Source organism: Roseovarius sp. A46, assembly GCF_004126395.1.
Lineage (GTDB): Bacteria > Pseudomonadota > Alphaproteobacteria > Rhodobacterales > Rhodobacteraceae > Roseovarius > Roseovarius nitratireducens.
This window is the reverse complement of sequence record NZ_PVWS01000003.1, coordinates 25372-45827: the sequence shown is the minus strand read 5'-3', so window position 1 is coordinate 45827 and position 20456 is coordinate 25372. Positions and strand designations below refer to the sequence as shown.

Annotated in this window: 16 protein-coding genes; 4 read left to right on the top strand and 12 right to left on the bottom strand. The window is 66.6% G+C overall.

Annotated elements, in window-relative coordinates; all coding sequences use genetic code 11:
- Window positions 1-88: 88 nt before the first annotated feature.
- The 7 genes from C6W92_RS18125 to C6W92_RS02700 all read right to left on the bottom strand — a co-directional run bounded on the left by C6W92_RS18125 (window position 89) and on the right by C6W92_RS02700 (window position 7877).
- The gene (locus C6W92_RS18125) at window positions 89-490 is read right to left on the bottom strand and encodes a GFA family protein (RefSeq protein WP_129431543.1); all 402 of its coding nucleotides are present in this window, start codon (window positions 488-490) and stop codon (window positions 89-91) included.
- A 149-nt stretch (window positions 491-639) separates the two neighbouring features.
- Window positions 640-933, bottom strand: a complete 294-nt coding sequence (locus C6W92_RS02725) for a ribbon-helix-helix domain-containing protein (protein ID WP_129431542.1) — start codon at window positions 931-933, stop codon at window positions 640-642.
- A gap of 105 nt (window positions 934-1038) precedes the next feature.
- Entirely contained in the window at window positions 1039-1764 is a 726-nt protein-coding gene (locus C6W92_RS02720; protein ID WP_129431541.1) for a TerC family protein, read from the bottom strand.
- 16 nt (window positions 1765-1780) lie between these two features.
- Entirely contained in the window at window positions 1781-2170 is a 390-nt protein-coding gene (locus C6W92_RS02715) for an MAPEG family protein (protein WP_129431540.1), read from the bottom strand.
- 15 nt (window positions 2171-2185) lie between these two features.
- Window positions 2186-2986: a phosphodiesterase gene (locus tag C6W92_RS02710; RefSeq protein WP_129431539.1), complete on the bottom strand. Its 801-nt coding sequence runs from the start codon at window positions 2984-2986 to the stop codon at window positions 2186-2188.
- Between the two features lie 165 nt (window positions 2987-3151).
- On the bottom strand, window positions 3152-6589 hold the full coding sequence (locus tag C6W92_RS02705) for a pyruvate carboxylase (RefSeq protein ID WP_129431538.1): 3438 nt from the start codon (window positions 6587-6589) through the stop codon (window positions 3152-3154).
- Between the two features lie 148 nt (window positions 6590-6737).
- On the bottom strand, window positions 6738-7877 hold the full coding sequence (locus tag C6W92_RS02700) for an alpha-hydroxy acid oxidase (RefSeq protein ID WP_206735492.1): 1140 nt from the start codon (window positions 7875-7877) through the stop codon (window positions 6738-6740).
- 108 nt (window positions 7878-7985) lie between these two features.
- Between C6W92_RS02700 and C6W92_RS02695 the strand changes: the two genes are divergently transcribed.
- On the top strand, window positions 7986-10322 hold the full coding sequence (locus C6W92_RS02695; protein WP_129431536.1) for a UvrD-helicase domain-containing protein: 2337 nt from the start codon (window positions 7986-7988) through the stop codon (window positions 10320-10322).
- Between the two features lie 94 nt (window positions 10323-10416).
- Here the strand turns inward: C6W92_RS02695 and C6W92_RS02690 are convergent, their stop codons facing one another.
- Entirely contained in the window at window positions 10417-13521 is a 3105-nt protein-coding gene (locus C6W92_RS02690; protein ID WP_129431535.1) for a valine--tRNA ligase, read from the bottom strand.
- 136 nt (window positions 13522-13657) lie between these two features.
- Window positions 13658-14092, bottom strand: a complete 435-nt coding sequence (locus C6W92_RS02685) for an Lrp/AsnC family transcriptional regulator (RefSeq protein ID WP_129431534.1) — start codon at window positions 14090-14092, stop codon at window positions 13658-13660.
- 108 nt (window positions 14093-14200) lie between these two features.
- On the opposite strand from C6W92_RS02685, the gene C6W92_RS02680 reads away from it, so the two are divergent.
- Together C6W92_RS02680 and C6W92_RS02675 are read left to right on the top strand one after the other, a co-directional pair.
- Window positions 14201-15331, top strand: a complete 1131-nt coding sequence (locus C6W92_RS02680) for a type III PLP-dependent enzyme (protein WP_129431533.1) — start codon at window positions 14201-14203, stop codon at window positions 15329-15331.
- 110 nt (window positions 15332-15441) lie between these two features.
- On the top strand, window positions 15442-16530 hold the full coding sequence (locus C6W92_RS02675) for a DUF2235 domain-containing protein (protein WP_129431532.1): 1089 nt from the start codon (window positions 15442-15444) through the stop codon (window positions 16528-16530).
- A 274-nt stretch (window positions 16531-16804) separates the two neighbouring features.
- Here C6W92_RS02675 and C6W92_RS02670 read toward each other — a convergent pair whose 3' ends face one another.
- Window positions 16805-17296, bottom strand: coding sequence for a PaaI family thioesterase (locus C6W92_RS02670; protein WP_129431531.1), 492 nt, complete (start codon window positions 17294-17296; stop codon window positions 16805-16807).
- A 136-nt stretch (window positions 17297-17432) separates the two neighbouring features.
- On the bottom strand, window positions 17433-18299 hold the full coding sequence (gene metF, locus C6W92_RS02665) for a methylenetetrahydrofolate reductase [NAD(P)H] (protein WP_129431530.1): 867 nt from the start codon (window positions 18297-18299) through the stop codon (window positions 17433-17435).
- A gap of 103 nt (window positions 18300-18402) precedes the next feature.
- On the opposite strand from metF, the gene C6W92_RS02660 reads away from it, so the two are divergent.
- Entirely contained in the window at window positions 18403-19308 is a 906-nt protein-coding gene (locus tag C6W92_RS02660) for a LysR family transcriptional regulator (protein WP_129431529.1), read from the top strand.
- A 46-nt stretch (window positions 19309-19354) separates the two neighbouring features.
- On the opposite strand, the gene C6W92_RS02655 is transcribed toward C6W92_RS02660, so the two are convergent.
- Complete coding sequence (locus C6W92_RS02655; RefSeq protein ID WP_129431528.1) at window positions 19355-20257, bottom strand: DMT family transporter; 903 nt, start codon at window positions 20255-20257, stop codon at window positions 19355-19357.
- Window positions 20258-20456: the final 199 nt, after the last annotated feature.

The window sequence follows — 20456 nt, the reverse complement described above, 5'->3', positions numbered from 1 at the left end:
GGTTACTACAGGGGGAATGGGGCACCGTTGTTGGCGGCCTGAGGGGTCGGGACGCACTGAAAGTCTGGCGGAGCCGGAAGCCGGAACTTTATCCCGGCTCCTCTTCGAAGCTGTTGGCGTCAGCGGGAATCAGGACTCCCGGTAACTTGCTTCGCGTCCAGATGTGAGTGGCGCGTGTGAGATCAATCGGCGGCGAAAGCGAACCGCCTTTGATTGACAAGGTCTGTTCCGCAGGATCGGCGTGCGAAATCCTGCTTCCGCATGTCTCACAGAACGAACACTCGAGTTGGCCCCCGCGTGCGGTGGGGCGCGACCATGTTTTGGTCTTTCCTGCAACAATCCGCACCGCATCGGACGGAACAATGACAGAGATTCCAAACGCCGATGACGATTGCTTGCGGCACTCGGTGCAATGGCAGACGTAAATGTCGATCGGCGTTGCATTAATCTCGTAACGCACGGCCCCACACTGGCACCTTCCCGTGAGCATGCGATCAATCCTCTTCCAGACCCTGGTTGGATGTCACGGTACAGGATATGCGACAATTCCGCGGACTGACCGCAAGGTCCGTCCAGATCCCGGGGGCAAGGAGCCATCCGCCCCGGATCACCCGCAAGCCTGCACCGCGTTCCCGGATGTCATTCTGCCGCGATCTGCTGCGTCCGGGCCTCGGGCGGGGTCTCGCGGTGGACGAGGCAGGTGCAGCGCAAAAGCGAGGTGAAATTGGCGGGCTCGCCGTGCAGCTCGAGCACCTCCGAGTGCAGTCTCGACACGAAGGCGGGGGTGCTCAGACCCTCGCCCGCGGCGATCTCGTCGAGGATTTCCCAGAAGGATTTCTCCAGCCGGATGCTCGTGCTCTGGCCGTTGAGGCGCATGCGGCGGGTTTCCAGCGTGTAGCGGTCCGGGTCCTGCCCGGCAAAGAGTTGGCACATGTCTCGGTCCTCCCTCGTCCGGCGGGCGGTCCCCCTGCGCGCCGGACCTCAGTACCAGATAGCATCATGGCCGATTTTTTCCACGCGGGGAAGCCCGCCGCGCGCTCAGCCCCGTTGCCGCCGCTTCTGGCGGACCAGGTTGAGCGCCTCGACCGCGCCGCCAAAGAGCATCGCGGCGTAGATGAAGCCGCGCTCGACGTGGAAGTGGAAGCCGTCGGCCACCAGCGCCATGCCCACCATCAGCAGGAAGGCGAGCGCCAGCATCTTGGTGGAGGGGTGCGCTTCGATGAAGCGCCCGATCGGGTTGGCGAAGGTCATCATCACCGCGATCGACACCACAATGGCGGCGATCATCACCTCGATGTGATCGGCGATGCCCACGGCGGTGATGACCGAGTCGACGGAGAACACGAGGTCAAGCATCATGATCTGCACGATCACGCCGGTAAAGGCGGCCTTGGCCACGCCTTCCTCGAGTGTGTCGTGATGCTCCTTGCCTTCGACCTCGTCGAAAATCTCGGATGCGCCCTTGTAGAGCAGGAACAGCCCGCCCGCGACCAGGATCACGTCGCGCCACGAGAGGCCGAAGCCCCGGATCGTGGCGAAGGGCTCGGACAGGCCCATGATCCAGGTGATCGAGAAGAGCAGCCCGATGCGCAGTACCAGCGCGCCGGTGAGCCCGAGCATCCGCGCGCGGGCGCGTTGCTCCTTGGGCAGTTTCGCGGCGGCGATGGAGATGAAGATCACGTTGTCGATGCCGAGCACGATCTCGAGCACGGCAAGGGTGAGGAACGAGGCCCAGACGGCCGGGTCGGCGAGCAAGTCGAGCATGATCGTTCCTTCTGGTTCAGGTCAGCGCGTGGCCGAGGCTGGCCAGCGCGGAGATGGCGATCATGGCGAAGGTGAGGATCATGCCCGCGCGGCGCAACAGCATGATCTGCGGTGTGCGCCCCAGCCCGATGGCGTGTATCACCCGCCCCGCGAGCAGCATGACCCCCAGCAGGTGCACCACCCAGAGCGGCGCGCCCTGCAATTCCGCAAGCGCCAGCAGGATCAGCCCCATCGGCGCGTATTCGGCGAAGTTGCCGTGGACGCGGATGCGCTTGGCGAGCATCTTGTCGCCGCCATCGCCGAGCGTCACCCGAGCGGTGAAGCGTGTGGTGATAACCCGGATGCTGAGGATCACGAACAACAGGCCAAGAAGGCCCGCATAGAGCGGTGTGACGGTGAGCGACATGTGCGGCCCTTTTTCTCAGGTGTAGGTTTGCGCCTCGGTTGGGGGCAGGGTGAAATCCTCGCTGTGCACGATCACGCCCTCGTCGGTCAGCAAGAGCAGGCCATAGGCCCCGGGCTCGGCGATCGAGAGACTGGAATCCTGGTAGCCGAGCGCCATCGGCATCTGGTGGCAGGGGCTCTTGAAGATCGCCACCGGGATGCCGCCCGCCGATCCCTGGATCGTGCGGTGGATATGGCCCGAGACGATTTGTGCCACGTTGCCCGCCGTGTTGAGCCGCGCGACGAGGTCGGCGCGGTTCTTGAGCCCGATCCAGTCCATGCCCTTGAAGCCGGTGTCGATGGGTGGGTGATGGGTAAAGACGATCAGGCGGCGGTCGTCCGCCCCGGCGAGTGCCGCGTCGAGCCAGTCGAGCCGTGCCGCGCAGAGCCAGCCGGAATGGGTATCGTCGGCCTCCTCGTTGAGCGTGTCGAGGCAGATCAGGCGATAGCCGGGCAGGTCCGTGACATGCTGGATGTGGCCCGTATCCATCCGGTCGGCATCGGGAAAGGCGCCGAGGAAGGGCGCGCGGCGGTCGTGGTTGCCGAGCATGAGCGAGACGGGCAGGGGGCAGGTGTCGAGGGCGGCGCGCAGGCGGGCGTATTCCGGCGGGGCGGCGTTATGCGAGAGGTCGCCACAGAGCACCACGCGCGCGGCGTCGGGGTGATGGTCGAGCGCGTGGGCCATGCCCTGTGCGAATCTTGCGAGCGGGTCGAGCCCGATGATCGTCTCGCCCTCGGGGACGAGGTGGATATCGGTGAACACGAGGATTTTCTGCATGGGGCGGCCTGTGACGAAAATACTGCACGCAGCATGGCGGAATTCAAGCGGATGCAAAAGCCCGGAAGGCGAGTGCCTTGGGCTTCGTCATCCTCGGGTCAAGCCCGAGGATGACGGGTGCGTCGGTGCCCTAGGCCCTTGGGGTGAGCCCAAGGGTGGCGGCGATTACTCCAGTTCGACCAGCAGGTCCTTGGCGTCGATCTGGCCGCCGGGCTGGACGTGCACGGCCTTTACCACGGCGTCGCGCTCGGCGTGGATGCCGGTCTCCATTTTCATCGCCTCGATGGTCAGCAGAAGGTCGCCCGCCGAGACCTTGCCCCCCGCCTTTGCCACGACGCTCGCGACCACGCCGGGCATCGGCGCGCCGATATGGTTGGGGTTGCCGGGTTCGGCCTTGGGGCGTGCGGCGGTCTGGGATTTCACCAGCCGGTTGGGCACGCGGATCACGCGGGGCTGGCCATTGAGTTCGAAGAACACCTTGACGTCGCCTTCCTCGTTGGTCTCGCCCACGGTCTGCAGGCGGATCTCGAGGATCTTGCCCGGGTCGATCTCGACGCTGATCTCCTCGCCCGGCTCCATCCCGTAGAAGAAGGTGCGGGTGGGCAGGGTGCGCACCGGTCCGTATTGCCGGTGGCGGCCCATGTAATCGAGGAAGACCTTTGGATACATGAGGTAGCCGTTGAGGTCCTCGTTGTCGATTTCCTTGCCTTCGAGTTGGGCCACCACGTCCTTGCGCGTGGCCTTGAGATCGACCGGTTCGAGATGCTTGCCCGGGCGCTCGGTATTGGGGCGCTCGTCCTTGAGCACCTTGCGCAGGATGGTTTCGGGGAAGCCGCCGGGCGGCTGGCCGAGATTGCCGCGCATCATGTCGATGACCGAGTCGGGGAAAGCCAGGTCGGTCCCGGGATCCTCGACATCGGCGCGGGTGAGACCCTGGGAAACCATCATCAGCGCCATGTCGCCTACCACCTTCGACGACGGCGTGACCTTCACGATATCGCCGAACATCTGGTTTACGTCGGCATAGGTGCGGGCCACCTCGGGCCATTTTTCCTCTAGCCCGAGGCTGCGCGCCTGCGCCTTGAGGTTGGTGAACTGTCCACCCGGCATTTCGTGCAGGTAGACCTCGGACGCGGGGGCCTGAAGCCCCGATTCAAACGCCACGTATTGCGCGCGCACCGCCTCCCAGTAGTTGGAAATCTCGCGGATACGGGCGAGCGGCAGCCGCGTGTCGCGGGCCGTGTTGCACAGGGCGGCGACGATGCTCCCGAGGCAGGGTTGCGAGGTGCCGCCAGAGAAGGCGTCCATCGCCGCATCCACGGCATCGACGCCCGCCTCGGCGGCGGCGAGGATGGTGGCGCCCGCGATGCCGCTGGTGTCGTGGGTGTGGAAGTGGACGGGGATGTCCAATTCGTCCTTGAGCGCCTTGACGAGCACCGTTGCCGAGGCCGGTTTCAGCAGCCCGGCCATGTCCTTGAGCCCCAGCACATGCGCGCCGGCGTCCTGAAGCTCGCGGGCCATGCCGACATAGTATTTCAGGTCGTATTTCGCGCGGTTCGGGTCGAGGATGTCGCCGGTATAGCAGATCGTGCCCTCGCAGATCTTTCCGCTCGCGATCACCGCGTCCATCGCGACGCGCATGTTCTCGACCCAGTTGAGGCTGTCGAAGACGCGGAACACGTCGACGCCGGTTTCCGCCGCCTGCCGCACGAATTCCTGCACCACGTTGTCGGGGTAGTTGGTGTAACCCACCCCGTTGGACGCGCGCAGCAGCATCTGCGTGAGCAGGTTGGGCATCTTGGCGCGCAGGTCGCGCAGGCGCTGCCACGGGCATTCCTGAAGGAAGCGGTAGGCCACGTCGAACGTGGCCCCGCCCCAGCATTCGACGCTGAACAGGTCGGGCAGGTTGGCGGCATAGGAGGGCGCCACGCGGATCATGTCGATCGAGCGCATCCGGGTGGCCAGCAGCGACTGGTGTCCATCGCGCATGGTGGTGTCGGTCAGGAGCAGCCGATCCTGCGCCAGCATCCAGTCGGCCACCGCCTTGGCGCCCTTTTCCTCCAGCAGCGTGCGTGTGCCGGGCGCGGGCTCGGCCACGGGCGCGGGGGGGCGCGGCAGCTTTACATCCGCAGGTTTCGCGCGGCCCGTCGTCTCGGGGTGCCCGTTGACGGTGATGTCGGCGATATAGGTCAGCACCTTGGTGCCCCGGTCGCGCCGCTTGGTGAACTTGAAGAGCTCGGGCGTCGTGTCGATGAACTTGGTGGTGTACTCGTTGTTCAGAAATGTCGGGTGTTTCAGCAGGTTCTCGACGAAGGCGATGTTGGTGCTCACGCCGCGGATGCGGAACTCGCGCAGGGCGCGGTCCATCCGGGCGATGGCAGCCTCGGGCGTCGGCGCCCAGGCGGTGACCTTGGTCAGCAGGCTGTCATAGTAGCGGGTGATCACGCCGCCCGAATAGGCGGTGCCGCCGTCGAGGCGGATGCCCATGCCGGTGGCCGAGCGATAGGCGGTGATGCGGCCGTAATCGGGGATGAAATTGTTGAGCGGATCCTCGGTGGTGATCCGGGTCTGGAGCGCGTGGCCGTTGAGCGTGATGTCGTATTGCGACGCCTTGCCGGTGGCCTCGGTCAGGGTCTTGCCCTCGGCGATCTTGATCTGCGCCTGCACGATGTCGATGCCGGTGACCTCTTCGGTCACGGTATGCTCGACCTGCACGCGGGGGTTGACCTCGATGAAGTAGAAGGCGCCGGTATCCATGTCCATCAGGAACTCGACGGTGCCCGCGCATTCGTAGTTGACGTGCTTGCAGATGCGGTGGCCAAGCTGGCATAGTTCCTCGCGCTGCGCCTCTGACAGGTAGGGGGCGGGGGCGCGTTCCACGACTTTCTGGTTGCGGCGCTGGACCGAGCAGTCGCGTTCGTAGAGGTGATACATGTTGCCGTGGCTGTCGCCGAGGATCTGCACCTCGACATGGCGGGCGCGCAGGATCATCTTTTCGAGATAGCCCTCGCCGTTGCCGAATGCCGCTTCGGCCTCGCGCCGACCCTCGAGCACCTTTTCCTCCAGCTCGTCGGCGCTGTTGATCGGGCGCATGCCGCGCCCGCCGCCGCCCCACGACGCCTTGAGCATCAGCGGATAGCCGATCTCGTCGGCGGCCGCGCGGGTGCGCTCCATGTCCTCGTCGAGGACGTGGCTGGCGGGGATGACGGGCACGCCCGCCTCGATGGCGACGTGTCGGGCGCTGGCCTTGTCGCCAAGCGCGCGCATGGTGTCGGCCTTGGGGCCGATGAACGTGATCCCTGCCGCCGCGCAGGCATCGACGAAATCGGGGTTCTCCGACAGAAGGCCATAGCCGGGGTGGATCGCGTCGGCGCCGCACTCGCGGGCCACGCGGATGATTTCCTCGATGCACAGGTAGGCCGCGACCGGCCCCATCCCCTCGCCGATGCGATAGGCTTCGTCTGCCTTGAACCGGTGGAGGCTGAGCTTGTCCTCCTCGGCGAAGACGGCGACGGTGCGCTTGCCAAGCTCGTTGGCCGCGCGCATCACGCGAATTGCGATCTCGCCACGATTGGCGATGAGGATTTTCCGGAATTCGGCCATAGGCGCTCTCCCCCCCGATGGTCTTTGATCCTTTGCCGCGCTGCGGCACGGCGCTGGCGTCTTGTAGGATTTGTGAATGGTTTGCGCAATCCGGCATTCCCGGTATCCGCCGTGCGAGGGTTTTTCCTCACCGTGCGGGTGGGGTGCCCTACCCGGACGGGAGCAGCCGGTCGCGCACATCGGCGAGCCGTCTTGTGCCAAGCTGGCCCATGTTGGCGCGCAGATCCTCGGCGAGGATATCGGCGAAATGCGCGGGGCCGCGCTCGCCAAGCGCGCCGAGCGCGTAATGCCAGGCCCGTCCCATCATCACGAAATCCGCGCCGAGAGCGATGGCGCGCAGGATGTCGAGCCCGCCCTCCACGCCGCCGTCGAGGATCAGTGGCAGCGAGGTGGCGGCGCGGATCGAGGGCAGCGCCTCGATGGTGGCTGGGGCGGCGTCGAACTGGCGGCCTGCGTGATTCGATATCCAGACCGCATCGGCGCCTTCGGCCTCGATCCGTGCGGCGTCGTCGGCGCGCAGCACGCCCTTGACGACGAGCGGCCCGTCCCACGCTTCGCGCAGCCAGCGCAGGTAGTCCCAGTCGGGCGAGGTGCGCAGCAGATAGCCTGCGTGCTTGTTCGACGGAAGCCCCTTGGTCTGCCCGGCGTAATCGTCGATCAGCCGCATCCGCGGCATGCCCATCCGCGCCATGCCCAGCCCCCAGGCAGGGCAGCGCGCCACCTGCGCCATCAGCCGCGGCGTCAGGCGTGGTGGCGTGGTCAGACCCGAGCGCACCTGCCGTTCGCGCCGCGAGCCCACCGGCACATCGACCGTCATCACCAGCACCGAGAACCCGGCGTCGCGCGCGCGTTTCAGCATGTCGGCGCGGATGTTCGGGTCGCGCGGCGGATACATCTGGAACCAGCCCTGACCGTTCAGGTGCGGCGCCACGTCCTCGGGGCGTGTCGTCGCCACGGTCGAGAGCGTGTAGGGAATACCCGTCGCCGTGGCGGCGCGCGCAAGCAACCGCTCGGCATCGGGCCAGACCATCCCCGACATGCCCACCGGCGCGATCCCCACCGGCAGGGCATGGTCATGCCCGAAGAGCGTGGTGCCGATCTCGGGCGTGAACTCGCCGTGCAGGATCGAGGGGCTGAGCATCACCCGGTCGAGCATCAACCGATTGCGTGTCTTGGTGGCCTCGACCCCGGTGCCGCTGTCGAGATATTCCCAGACGAAACGCGGGATGCGGGTGCGCGCGCGGGCGCGCAGGTCGGCGAGGGCGGGGTATCTTGCGTGCAGGCTCATGGTCGGCATTTGTCCGGGTTTTCCCGTGCTTGTCCAGTGCCGTAACGCCTGTGGAACATATCCCGAACACGGGCTTTATCTCGGGGGGTGGGCGCGCTATCAAGGGGCATGAGCAGTTTCGACGAATCCGACGCCTTTGAGGGTGCGAGCCTTGCGGCGCGCGCGATGGCCGCGCGGCCATCGCCCTATCTCGACGATCTGAACCCCGAGCAGCGCCGCGCCGCCGAAACGCTCGACGGCCCGGTGCTGATGCTGGCGGGCGCGGGGACGGGCAAGACCAAGGCGCTCACGACGCGGATCGTGCATCTGCTCAACACCGGGCGCGCGCGGCCCAATGAAATCCTCGCCGTGACCTTCACCAACAAGGCCGCGCGCGAGATGAAAGGGCGCGTGTCGCAACTGATGGGACATAGCGTGGAGGGGATGCCGTGGCTGGGGACGTTCCACGCGATTTGCGTCAAGCTCTTGCGGCGGCACGCGGAACTGGTGGACCTCAAGTCGAATTTCACCATCCTCGACACCGACGACCAGCTACGCCTGCTCAAGCAACTGGTGCAGGCGGCGAATATCGACGACAAGCGCTGGCCCGCGCGGATGCTGGCGGGGATCATCGACCAGTGGAAGAACCGCGCGTGGACGCCTGAAAACCTGCCCGCCTCCGAGGCGTCGGCCTATGACGGCAAGGGCCCAGCACTCTACCGGCTCTACCAGGCGCGGTTGAAGGAGCTGAACGCCGTCGATTTCGGCGACCTGCTGCTGCATGTGGTGACGATCTTTCAGAAACACGACGATGTGCTTGCGCAATACCAGCGCTGGTTCAAATACATCCTCGTGGACGAGTACCAGGATACCAACGTCGCCCAATACCTGTGGCTGCGGCTCTTGGCCGGGGGGCATCGCAACATCTGCTGCGTGGGAGATGACGACCAGTCGATCTATGGCTGGCGCGGGGCCGAGGTGGGCAATATCCTGCGGTTCGAGAAGGATTTTCCCGGAGCGGCGGTGATCCGGCTGGAGCAGAATTATCGCTCGACGCCGCATATTCTTGCTGCGGCGGGCGGGGTGATTTCGGCCAATACCGGGCGGCTGGGCAAGGAATTGTGGACCGAGGCGGAGGCGGGCGAGAAGGTGCGCCTGATCGGCCATTGGGACGGCGAGGAAGAGGCGCGCTGGATCGGCGAGGAAGTGGAGGCGATGCAGCGCGGCACGCGGGGGATGCGGGCGTTCGGCCTTGATGACATGGCCATCCTCGTGCGCGCCTCGCACCAGATGCGCGCCTTCGAGGACCGGTTCCTGACTATCGGCCTGCCGTACCGCGTGATCGGCGGGCCGCGTTTCTACGAGCGGATGGAGATTCGCGATGCCATGGCCTATTTCCGGCTGGTGGTCTCGCCCGCCGACGATCTTGCCTTCGAGCGGATCGTGAACACGCCCAAGCGGGGGCTGGGCGACAAGGCGCAACAGAAAATCCAGGTGACGTCGCGCGAAAACGGCGTGCCGCTGGTCGCGGGCGCGCGGATACTGCTCGATCAGCAGGGCCTCACCGGCAAGGGTGCGGCGGAACTTGGAAAACTGCTCGACAGCCTCGGCCGATGGGGCCGCATGGTGGGCGACGAGGGGATCAGCCATATCGAGCTGGCCGAGATGATCCTCGACGAGAGCGGCTACACCGAGATGTGGCAGAACGACAAGACGCCGGAGGCGCCGGGGCGGCTGGAAAACCTCAAGGAACTGGTCAAGGCACTGGAAGGGTTCGAGAACCTGCAAGGGTTCCTCGAACACGTCTCGCTCATCATGGATAACGAGAGCGATGAGGCGGGCGAGAAGGTCACGCTGATGACGCTGCACGCCGCCAAGGGGCTGGAATTTCCCGCGATCTTCCTGCCGGGCTGGGAGGACGGGCTTTTCCCCTCGCAACGCTCGATGGATGAGAGCGGCACGCGGGGCCTCGAGGAGGAGCGGCGGCTGGCCTATGTCGGGATCACCCGCGCCGAGGAGGTCTGCACCATTTCCTTTGCGGGCAACCGGCGAGTCTATGGCCAGTGGCAATCACAAATGCCCTCGCGCTTCATCGACGAGTTGCCCGAGGCGCATGTCGAGGTGCTGACCCCGCCGGGCCTTTACGGTGGCAATTACGGCGCCTCCGCCGCAGGGATCGAGACCCGCGCCGCCGAGGCCAATGTCTACAACTCGCCCGGCTGGCGACGGCTTCAGGCGCGCGGGGGCGAGCGACCGGTGACCCAGCCGCGCGAGGCGCGGTCGCCGGTGATCGATGCGCAGGCGGTGAGCGCGCACACGGTCGGCGAGCGGGTGTTTCACCAGAAATTCGGCTATGGCGCGATCCTCGGCATCGATGGCGACAAGCTGGAGATCGAGTTCGAGAAGGCGGGCGTCAAGAAGGTGGTCGCGCGCTTTATCACGGGCGCGGACGACGTGCCGTTCTGAAGGGTTCTGACCGTCGGGATCTGGATATATTTGGCAAGATGAAGCGGTATAAGCCCTTCATCTTGCCTTGAATATCCCCGCCGGAGGCTCCCTGTCAGCCGAGTTCAGCGAGCCGGTCGAGCGCCGCGCGCAGCTTGGCCTCCTCGTCCTCGCGCTGGGCGAGGTTGTCGCGGGTCTCCGCGACCACGTCCTCGGGGGCGCTCTCGACGAAGTTCGGATTGCCGAGTCGCCCGCGCAGGCCGGAAAGCTCCTTTTCCAGCTTCGCCAGCGTCTTTTCCAGCCGCGCCTTTTCCTCGGTCACGTCGATGATGTCCGCGAGCGGCAGGCCGAAGGTGCCGCCCTCGACCGCGACGGTGACGCAGCCCTTGGGGAAGCTCTCCACGTCCGTCAGGCTGTCGATCCGGGCGAGGCGCTTGATCATCATCTCGTTGCGCGCCCAGGCCGCGCGGCCTGCGTCGTTCAGGTCGGAGACCAGCAGCGGCACGTAGAGGCCCGCGGGCACGTGCATCTGCGCGCGTGCCGAGCGGATCTGTTCGATGAGCGCGATCACCCAGTTCATCTCGCGGTCGGCGGCGGGGTCGACGAGGGCGGGGCCGTAATCGGGCCAGTCGGCGTGGACGAGCATCTTGGCCCGCTGCCCCAGCGTGCCCCAAAGTTCCTCGGTGACGAAGGGCATGATCGGGTGCAGCAGGATAAGGCACTGGTCGATCACCCAGGCCATGGTCGCCTGTGTCTCGGCCTTGGTCGCGTCGTCGCCATCCATCAGCAGCGGCTTGGAAAACTCCACGTACCAGTCGCAGACCGTGCCCCACACGAAGACATAGAGTGCGTTCGCGGCGTCGTTGAAGCGGAAGCCCTCCAGTGCCTCGTCTACCGCGGCGCGGGTCTTGGCGGTCTCGCCGATGATCCACTTGTTGACCGTCTGTGTCGCGTCGGTAACCTGTCGGTATTGCGTCGGGTCCGCGGCGGCGGCGGTGGCGCCGTTCATCTCGGCGAAGCGGGCGGCATTCCACAGCTTGGTGGTGAAGTTGCGATAGCCCGCCACCCGTTCTTTCGACAGCTTGAGGTCGCGCCCCATCGCCGCCATCGCCGTCAGCGTGAACCGCACCGCATCCGCGCCGTACTCGTCGATCAGGTCGAGCGGGTCGAGCACATTGCCAAGCGACTTGGACATCTTCTTGCCCTTCTCGTCGCGGACGAGGGCGTGGACATAGACGTGGGAGAACGGCTTTTGCCCGACCACGGCGTATTGCATCATCATCATCCGGGCGACCCAGAAGAAGATGATGTCGAAGCCGGTGACGAGCACGGAGGTGGGGAAGTATTTCCGCAACTCCTCGGTATCCTCCTCGGGCCAGCCGAGCGTGCCGATGGGCCACAGACCGGAGGAGAACCACGTATCGAGCACGTCCGGGTCGCGCCAGACGGGGTAGACAAGGTGGGTAGGATCCTGCGTTGCGGTATAGTCGGCCAGCGCAGAGGCGAGCCGATGCAGCGCCTCGTCGCGGCTCTCGACCTCGACCACGGGCATCGCCGCGAGCGGCACCGGCAGATCGGCCAGCCGACCGTGATATGCCTCCGAGATCGCATCGAAATCCTCGCCGCATTCCATGAGCGGGCCGATATGTCCCTCGTTGAGCAGGCGCAGCATTTCGACGAGGTCGAGCGTGCCATCGCCCTCGTCGTCGGCAAAGCCCGGTGCGCTGAGGTCGAAGCCATACCACACCGGGATCTGGTGGCCCCACCAGAGCTGGCGCGAGATGCACCACGGCTCGATATTCTCGAGCCAGTGGAAATACACCTTGCGGTCGGCATCGGGCATGATCGAGACCTCGCCCGTGCGCACGGCGTCGATCGCGGGCTGTACGATCCTGGCGGTATCGACGAACCATTGATCGGTGAGCATCGGCTCGATCACCACCTTGGAGCGGTCTCCGAAGGGCTGCATGATGGGTTTCGATTCGACGAGCGGCTCTTGCGTGCCCTCGTCGTTCAGCACCGTCACCGCGAGACCCTCTGCGGTGATTTCCTCGACCACCTTCCTGCGCGCCTCGAACCGGTCGAGCCCGCGCAGGTGATCGGGCACGAGGTTGAGCGCGTCGATCTCGGTCTCCGACCAGTCCGCGCCCTCGGCGATTGCCTGCGCGCGGGCGGCGGCCTCGGCGTAGGGCGCGCCGTCGTTGCGCATCTGCGCGCGCGTGTCCATCAGGCGGTAGAGCGGGATGCTCCCGCGGCGTGCCACGGCGTAGTCATTGAAATCATGCGCGCCGGTGATCTTGACGGCACCACTGCCGAATTCCGGGTCGGGATACTCGTCCGTGATGATCGGGATCAGGCGCCGGTGCTGTTTTGGCCCAACCGGGATTTCGCAGAGTTTTCCGACGATTGGCGCATAACGTTCATCTGATGGATGAACTGCGACCGCGCCATCACCCAGCATGGTCTCGGGGCGCGTCGTGGCGATGGAGATATAGTCGCGCTCTTCCTCCAGCACCACGGTCCCGTTCTCGTCGCGTTCGACGTAAGAATAGGTCTCGCCCCCGGCCAGCGGGTACTTGAAGTGCCACATGTGACCGGCGACCTCGATGTTCTCGACCTCGAGATCGGAGATCGCGGTCTCGAAATGCGGGTCCCAGTTCACCAGGCGCTTGCCGCGATGGATGAGCCCCTTGTGATACATATCGACGAAGACCTTGATCACCGCATCGTGGAAATTGCCCTCTTCGCCCTCGGGGGCGTTGGGGGCGCCGGACATGGTGAATGCCTCGCGCGACCAGTCGCAGGAGGCGCCGAGGCGCTTCAACTGCCCGATGATCGTGCCGCGTGACTTGATCTTCTGCTGCCACACGCGCCGCTCGAAGGCGTCGCGGCCCATTTCCACGCGGGTCGGCTCGCCGCGCGCGGCCATTTCCTTTTCGGTGACCATCTGCGTCGCGATGCCGGCGTGATCGGTGCCCGGCTGCCACAGCGTGTCGTGCCCGCGCATCCGGTGCCAGCGGGTGAGGATGTCCTGCAACGTGTTGTTGAAGGCGTGGCCCATGTGCAGGCTGCCGGTCACGTTGGGCGGCGGGATCATGATCGAGAAGGCCTCGGCCCCCGGCTGCGCGTTGGCGCCGGCGGCGAACGCCCCGGCCTCTTCCCACGCTTCGTAGATGCGCGCTTCGGCCTCGGCCGCGTTGAATGTCTTGTCCATCGCCATGATGTATCATCCCTGCAAGATCACGGGTTTGAGGTGGCTTAACGAATGTGCGCGAGAAGGAAAAGCCAAAGCGCCGACGAATCTGCGCAGGCGGTGTTTCTTCCTGGCGAAAATACTCCGGGATCCGTGGTGCGTCTCATGCGCCCCGGTCGAGTTTCGTGGCGAGGTGGATGAGGCTTTCCGAGCCGTGCACGCCCTTGGCCTCTCCGATGCGGTCGAGCGTGTCGTCGAGCGCCTCGGTGCTGTCGGCCTCCAGCGTCACGATCATGTCAAAGCGGCCCGAGGTCGTGTGCACGCGCCGCACCCCGGGCAACGAGCGCAGCCGGGCGAGCACGGCGGGCGCGGCACGCGGCTCGATGCTTAGCAGCACGGTGGCGTGCAGCGCCGGGCGCGCGGCCTGTCCGAGGCGCAGCGCGTAGCCCGCGATCACGCCCGCGGATTCCAGCCGGTCGAGGCGCGCCTGCACGGTGGTGCGCGCGAGCCCCATGCGCCGCGCCAGCGTGGCGACGGGCGCACGGGCGTTTTCCTGCAGGAGCGCGATGAGGGCGTGATCGGTTTCGTCTATCTGCATTATATTGTCGTCTATTAGTCAATCATGAACGCCAGATTATACGATATGACACGATGAATCGACAGCTTCATGGGGCAAGCTAAAGAAAAAGCAGCGAAGAGGCCCCCGATGCAGCACACCGAACCCTGGCCCGACCCCGTCTCTCATATTGCGCGCATGGCGCCGGATGGACCGGTGCTCTACTTCTCGCCGGACCGGTTGCAGGCCACGGCGCGCGCCTTTCAGGCGGGTTTTCCCGGGCTGGTGAGCTATGCGGTCAAGGCCAACCCTGGCGAGGAGGTGCTGGCCAACCTCGTGGCGGCGGGGATTGACGCCTTCGACGTGGCGAGCCCCGCAGAGATGCACGCGGTGCGCGCGGTCTCGGGCCGCGCGGTGCTGCATTACCACAACCCGGTGCGCAGCCCCGCCGAGGTGGCCGAGGCGGCGCGGCTGGGCGTGCGTGCCTATTCGGTGGATTGCCCGCGCGAGCTCGACAAGCTGTGCGGGGTGGTGCCCGACGGCGCGGAGATGAGCGTGCGATTGGCGTTGAGGGTCGCGGGTGCGGCCTATGATTTCGGGGCGAAATTCGGGCTGGCTCCGACCGAGGCGGCAGACCTTCTGCGCAGGGTGGCGGCGCGCGGCTACGTGCCGTCGCTGACCTTTCATCCCGGTACGCAGTGTGCCGACCCGGCGGCATGGGGGGCCTATATCCGTGCCGCGGCAGAGGTGGCGGAGATGGCGGGCGTGCGGCTGGCGCGGCTCAACGTTGGCGGCGGGTTTGCCTCGCACCGCACCGGCGCGGCGCCGGACCTGTCGGCGATCTTCGACCATATCGGGGCGGAGGTGGCGCGGCATTTCCCTGCGTGTCCGCCCGCGCTGGTCTGCGAGCCGGGGCGCGCGATGGTGGCCGAGGCGGTCACGCTGGGCCTGCGTGTCAAGACGCTGCGCACGGGCGGCGCGGTGTTTCTCAACGACGGGGTCTATGGCGGGCTGACGGAGATTCGCGATATCGGCGCGCCCGACCGCATCCGGGTGATCGCGCCCGGTGGCAGCGAACGGCGCGGCGCACCGGTCGAGCGGGTCGTGTTCGGCCCGACCTGCGACAGCATCGACCGGCTGCCCGATCCGCTGCCGCTGCCGGGCGATATGGAAGAGGGCGACCACCTGCTGATCGACGGGATGGGGGCGTATACGAGGGCGCTCAGCACGCCGTTCAATGGCTATGGTCTGCGCGACGTTGTGACGGTGGCGCGGCTGTGATGGCGCGATCACGATCAATTTGACGGGAATTCAGGATTTTTTCAGCATGGTTCGCCTATATTGAGGGGGCGCGGGGATGGACCCCGCGCGGCACGGAGACCGGCTAAGCAATGGCCTGGCGCAACTGGACACGGGCGATCTATGACTGGCTGCGCCCCGGCCCGACCGAGGGGCACACCGCCGCCGGGCCGCGGCGCGGGCCGGTCGATCACGTGCTGATTCTGGACGGCACCATGTCCACGCTGGCCACGGGCTGCGAGACGAACGCGGGGCTGACCTACAAGCTGTTGCGCGAGGTGGCGGGGCCGCAGATGTCGCTGTTCTACGAGGCGGGCATCCAATGGCGCGACTGGCGCGCCACCGGCGACATTATCCTCGGGCGCGGCATCAACCGGCAGATCCGGCGCGCCTATGGCTACCTGTCGAGCCGATACCGCCCCGGCGACCGGATTTTCCTGATGGGGTATTCGCGCGGGGCCTACGCCGTGCGCTCGCTGGCCGGTGTGATCGACCGGATCGGCCTGTTGCGATCGGAAATGGCGACCGAGCGCAACGTGCGCGCCGCGTGGCGGCATTACGAATGCGCCCCCGACAATCCCGCCGCGCTCGATTTCGCGCGCGTCCATTGCCTGCCCGACACCCATGTGGAGATGATCGGCGTGTGGGACACGGTGAAGGCGCTGGGGCTGCGTGTGCCGCTCTTGCGGTATTTCCGCGCCGACCGGCACAGTTTTCACAACCATCATCTCGGCCATACCACGCGGCACGGCTATCACGCGCTGGCGCTTGACGAGACGCGGCGCGCCTATACGCCGGTGTTGTGGGAGTGCCCGCCCGGCTTCGGCGGCCACGTGGAGCAGGTCTGGTTCCGTGGCTGCCATTCGGACGTGGGCGGCCAGCTCTGCGGCTTTCTCGCGGCGCGGCCGCTGTCGAACATTCCGCTGGTGTGGATGCTGGAGCGGATGGAGGGCTGTGGGCTGCGCCTGCCCGAGGACTGGCGCGCGCGGTTCCCGCAGGAGGTGGCGGCGCCCTCGGTCGGTACATGGGTGGGCTGGAGCAAGGCGCTGCTGTTTCGCGGGCCGCGCATCGTCGGGCGCGACCCGTCCGAGCGCATCCACGAGAGCGTGGGCGGCCGGGTGCGCACCGGCTGGCGTGGCCCGCGCCTGACGGGGCTGCTCAAGGAGCGTGGCGGGGTGTGAGCGCGAGGGGGGCTGGGGTGAGGTTTGGCATGGAAGGGGCGTTGCAGTGAGCCGCGCCAGCAGCATGTCCGCGGGCAGGCGATCCAAGGGTTTTTCAGGGCACTTTATTTATGCTTTCCCGAAAAACATTTAATCGGCGCGCTAGCTTAGCCAAATCGCCTGTCCGGGGGGCGGACATGCGATGGCGCGGCGGCCTTCGGCCTTGATTCCGCGCCGGGGCCGGGTATCGAACGTCCGCTCCAGGCCAATCGTGTGCCTCCGACGCACCGATATCCTACCCCTCTTCGGGCCGCATGACGAGGCAGGTGGTGGTGCCGGTGGCGTAGAGCCGGTCGTCGTCGCGTCCGCGTAATTCTCCGCGCGCCACGGCGGTGCTGCGGCCGCGGTGCTGCACCTCGCCCACGGCGCGCACAGGGATGCCGAGCGGCAGCGCGCGGGTAATGTTCACCGAGAAATCCAGCGTGGTGTACATCTCGCCCTGTGCGAGGTCGGTCATCACCGCGCATCCCATGCAACTGTCGAGGATGGCCCCGTACCAACCGCCATGCACCCCGCCCATCGGGTTCATCGCATCGAACCGCGCCGCCCCCTCGAAGACCGCGCGACCGCGCGCGGCTTCGGTGGGTGCAAAGCCCAGGGCGACGCCGATGGGCGGTGGCGGCAGGCGTCCTGCGATCATGTCCTCGACGAAGGCGAGGCCCGTCCGTGCGAGGATCGCCGCGCGGTCGGGCAGGTCAGCGGGGGAGGTGGCGGGAATGCGTGGCATGGCGGACTCCGGTCTGGTCCGGCATTGGTAGGGTGCGGCCCCCGCCAAGGCAAGCGCCGCGCGATCCGCCCCGACCGGGGGCCGGGGCGGATCGCGCGTCACAGGTCTGCGTGCACGCGACCGACCGGGGGGCCGGTCAGGCCACGTCGCGCAGCTCCACCCGCGGGGTGACGCCGAGTGCGTGGCACACATCGCGGGTCAGATCGGGGCGGTTGAGCGTGTAGAAATGCAGGTCTTCCACGCCTTCCTCGATCAGGTCGCTGCACAGCTCGGTGGCGATGGCCGTGGCCAGCAGGTCGTGGCGGTCATCGCGGATCGCCTTGGCAAAGGCGTCGTCGAGCCACGCCGGGATCTGCGTGCCACAGGAGACGGCGAACTTGCGCGCGCCGGTCCAGTTCTCGACCGGCAGGACGCCGGGGATGATCGGCGCGTCGATCCCTGCCGCCGCGCAGGCGTCGCGGAAGCGCAGGAAGGTCTCTGCCTCGAAGAAGAATTGCGTGATCGCCTCGGTGGCGCCGGCGTCGATCTTGCGCTTGAGCCAGTCGATATCGGCCTTTTGGTCGGCGGCCTCGGGGTGTTTTTCGGGGTAGGCACCGACGCGGATGGTGAATTTGCCCGTGTCGGCCAGCGCCGAGATCAGCTCGCAGCTATCGGCAAACCCATCGGGGTGGGGGGCAAAGCCATTCGAGCCCTTGGGCGGGTCGCCGCGCAGGGCGACGATTTCGGACACGCCTCCGCGCGCGAACTGATCGGCGATGGCCAGCGTCTCGGCGCGGCTCGCATCGACGCAGGTGAGGTGCGCGGCGACGTTGAGGCCGGTGGCGTTGTGCAGCGCGCCCACGGCCTCGCGCGTCAGCTCGCGCGTGGTGCCGCCCGCGCCGTAGGTGACCGAGACGAAGCGGGGACCAAGCGGCGCGAGGGTATGGATCGTGTCCCACAGGCGGAACGAGGCCTCGAGCGTCTTGGGCGGGAAGAACTCGAAGGAGATGCGCGGCGTTGTCATCGGGTTTATCCTGTCATGCGAAGAACTGTCCCGGCCCTTGTTGCAGGCGGGGCATTGTGAGACAACCTCATTAATTTCATGGTTTGAATGAGGTGCGCTAATAATGCATATCGAGTTTCGCCATCTCCGCACGATCCGCGCGATTCACCATGCGGGGGGATTGGCGCGGGCGGCGGAGATGCTGCACATCACGCAATCGGCGCTCAGCCACCAGATCAAGGGGCTGGAGGACCAGGCCGGGGTGGAGCTTTTCGTGCGCCGGTCCAAGCCCTTGCGGCTGTCGGCGGCGGGGCAGCGCCTGCTGCGACTGGCCGAGAAGATCCTGCCCGAGATCGAGGCGCTGGAGCACGAGTTCGAGGGGCTGCGCGAGGGCAGCGCGGGGCGGATGCACATCGCCATCGAGTGCCACGCCTGTTTCGAGTGGCTGTTTCCGGTGCTGGAGCGGTTTCGCAAGAGTTGGGGCGAGGTGGACGTCGATATCCGGCCCGGGCTCGCGTTTGACGCGTTGCCCGCGCTGCAAAAGGAGGAGGTCGATCTCGTGGTGTCGTCGGACCCCGAGGACCTGCCGGGGATCACGTTCAAGCCGCTGTTCGACTACGAGCCGGTCTTTGTCGCCTCATCGCAGCACCCGCTGGCGAAGAAGGCGTATGTGGAGGCGGCCGATTTTCAGGACGAGGTGCTCATCACCTACCCGGTGGATCGCTCGCGGCTCGACGTGTTCACCGAGTTGCTGACGCCCGCGCGGGTGGAGCCGCGCAGCATAAGGCAGGTGGAGCTGACGGCGGTGATCCTGCTGTTGGTGGCGTCCAATCGCGGGGTGGCGGTGCTGCCCGACTGGGTGGTGCGCGAGGTAAAGACGAGTACGGATTACGTCACACGCCCGCTGACGGCGGAGGGCAAGACCAAGCGGCTCTATGCCGCGATCCGCGAGGTGGACGGCGACAAGCCCTACATGGCGCACCTGATCCGGCTGGCGCGGGAAATCCCGGTGCGGATGCAGCGGGAGTAGAGGCGCGGCCTGACCGTGTGGCCTGACGGGTGCGCGTGTCGGGCCGTCACCGCAGCGCCGCCACCGCGATCACCGAGACCGTGACCAGCGCGATGCCAAGCCCCTCGCGCCGGGTGAGCCGCTCGCCGAAGATCAGGGCCGAGGCCAGCAGCGAGAAGATCACCTCGACCTGCCCCACGGCAAACACCATTGCCGCGCTTTGCAGCGTGAAGGCGGTGAACCAGCAGAGGCTGCCGGCCATGCCCGACAGCCCGATCCACACCGCCACCCGCCGCGCCGCGACGACGCGCCCCAACTGCCCCGGCTCGCGCCATGCCAGCCAGAGCGCCAGCGCCGCCGTCTGCATAAGCGTCACCGCGGCAAGCGTGATGCCCGCGCGCATCAGCGGATCGGCGCTCGCGATTTCAAGCGTCGCACCGCGATAGCCCACGGCCGAGACCGCAAAGAGCGCCCCCGAGCCGAGGCCCAGAAGCGCCGCGCGCGTGCCCAGCCGCCGCCACCAGCGCTCGGCCGTTCCGGGTGTCTGGGACAGGAGCAGTACGCCCGCGAGCCCCAGTAGGATCGCGCCGAAGCCGGCCAGCCCGACCCGGTCGCCCAGCACCACAAGACCCACCAGCGCGGTCTGGACCACCTCGGTCTTCTTGAAGGTGATGCCGACGGCGAAATTGCGCTCGGCAAAAAGGGCGATCACGGCCCAGGTGGCGAGGATCTGCGACAGCCCGCCCGCCACCGCGTAGGCCAAGAAGGCAGGTGTCATGCCGGGCCATGCGGCGCTAGTGGCGACGAGGTAGCCACCTGCAAGCACCACCACGAACGGCGCGGAATAGAGGAACCGCGCGAGCGTCGCGCCGCCCGCGCTGAGCGTGCCCATGCTCAGCCGCTTTTGCAGCACGAAACGCAGCGTCTGAAATGCCGCCGCGGCGATGGAGAGAAGGATCCAGGCGTCCATGGCCTGTCATGCAACGGATTGCAGAGAGAGGCCAGCACCGTTGCAGGGTGGGAGTGTCGGGAGTTGGCCTGGAGGGGATCTTCGGCACCTTGCGATGAGCCGCGCGGGTGCCCGACCGCGGGAGGGCGCACCAACGTATGTGCTGCGCGGTTTATGGTGCAAAATATTTCTTACGCTATAGCTACTTGTAACGTTGCAA

Coding starts and splice junctions, on each gene's coding strand:
- C6W92_RS18125 (WP_129431543.1), bottom strand. CDS start 490: ATGCTCACGGGAAGGTGCCAGTGTGGGGCCGTGCGTTACGAGATTAAT.
- C6W92_RS02725 (WP_129431542.1), bottom strand. CDS start 933: ATGTGCCAACTCTTTGCCGGGCAGGACCCGGACCGCTACACGCTGGAA.
- C6W92_RS02720 (WP_129431541.1), bottom strand. CDS start 1,764: ATGCTCGACTTGCTCGCCGACCCGGCCGTCTGGGCCTCGTTCCTCACC.
- C6W92_RS02715 (WP_129431540.1), bottom strand. CDS start 2,170: ATGTCGCTCACCGTCACACCGCTCTATGCGGGCCTTCTTGGCCTGTTG.
- C6W92_RS02710 (WP_129431539.1), bottom strand. CDS start 2,986: ATGCAGAAAATCCTCGTGTTCACCGATATCCACCTCGTCCCCGAGGGC.
- C6W92_RS02705 (WP_129431538.1), bottom strand. CDS start 6,589: ATGGCCGAATTCCGGAAAATCCTCATCGCCAATCGTGGCGAGATCGCA.
- C6W92_RS02700 (WP_206735492.1), bottom strand. CDS start 7,877: ATGAGCCTGCACGCAAGATACCCCGCCCTCGCCGACCTGCGCGCCCGC.
- C6W92_RS02695 (WP_129431536.1), top strand. CDS start 7,986: ATGAGCAGTTTCGACGAATCCGACGCCTTTGAGGGTGCGAGCCTTGCG.
- C6W92_RS02690 (WP_129431535.1), bottom strand. CDS start 13,521: ATGGCGATGGACAAGACATTCAACGCGGCCGAGGCCGAAGCGCGCATC.
- C6W92_RS02685 (WP_129431534.1), bottom strand. CDS start 14,092: ATGCAGATAGACGAAACCGATCACGCCCTCATCGCGCTCCTGCAGGAA.
- C6W92_RS02680 (WP_129431533.1), top strand. CDS start 14,201: ATGCAGCACACCGAACCCTGGCCCGACCCCGTCTCTCATATTGCGCGC.
- C6W92_RS02675 (WP_129431532.1), top strand. CDS start 15,442: ATGGCCTGGCGCAACTGGACACGGGCGATCTATGACTGGCTGCGCCCC.
- C6W92_RS02670 (WP_129431531.1), bottom strand. CDS start 17,296: ATGCCACGCATTCCCGCCACCTCCCCCGCTGACCTGCCCGACCGCGCG.
- metF (WP_129431530.1), bottom strand. CDS start 18,299: ATGACAACGCCGCGCATCTCCTTCGAGTTCTTCCCGCCCAAGACGCTC.
- C6W92_RS02660 (WP_129431529.1), top strand. CDS start 18,403: ATGCATATCGAGTTTCGCCATCTCCGCACGATCCGCGCGATTCACCAT.
- C6W92_RS02655 (WP_129431528.1), bottom strand. CDS start 20,257: ATGGACGCCTGGATCCTTCTCTCCATCGCCGCGGCGGCATTTCAGACG.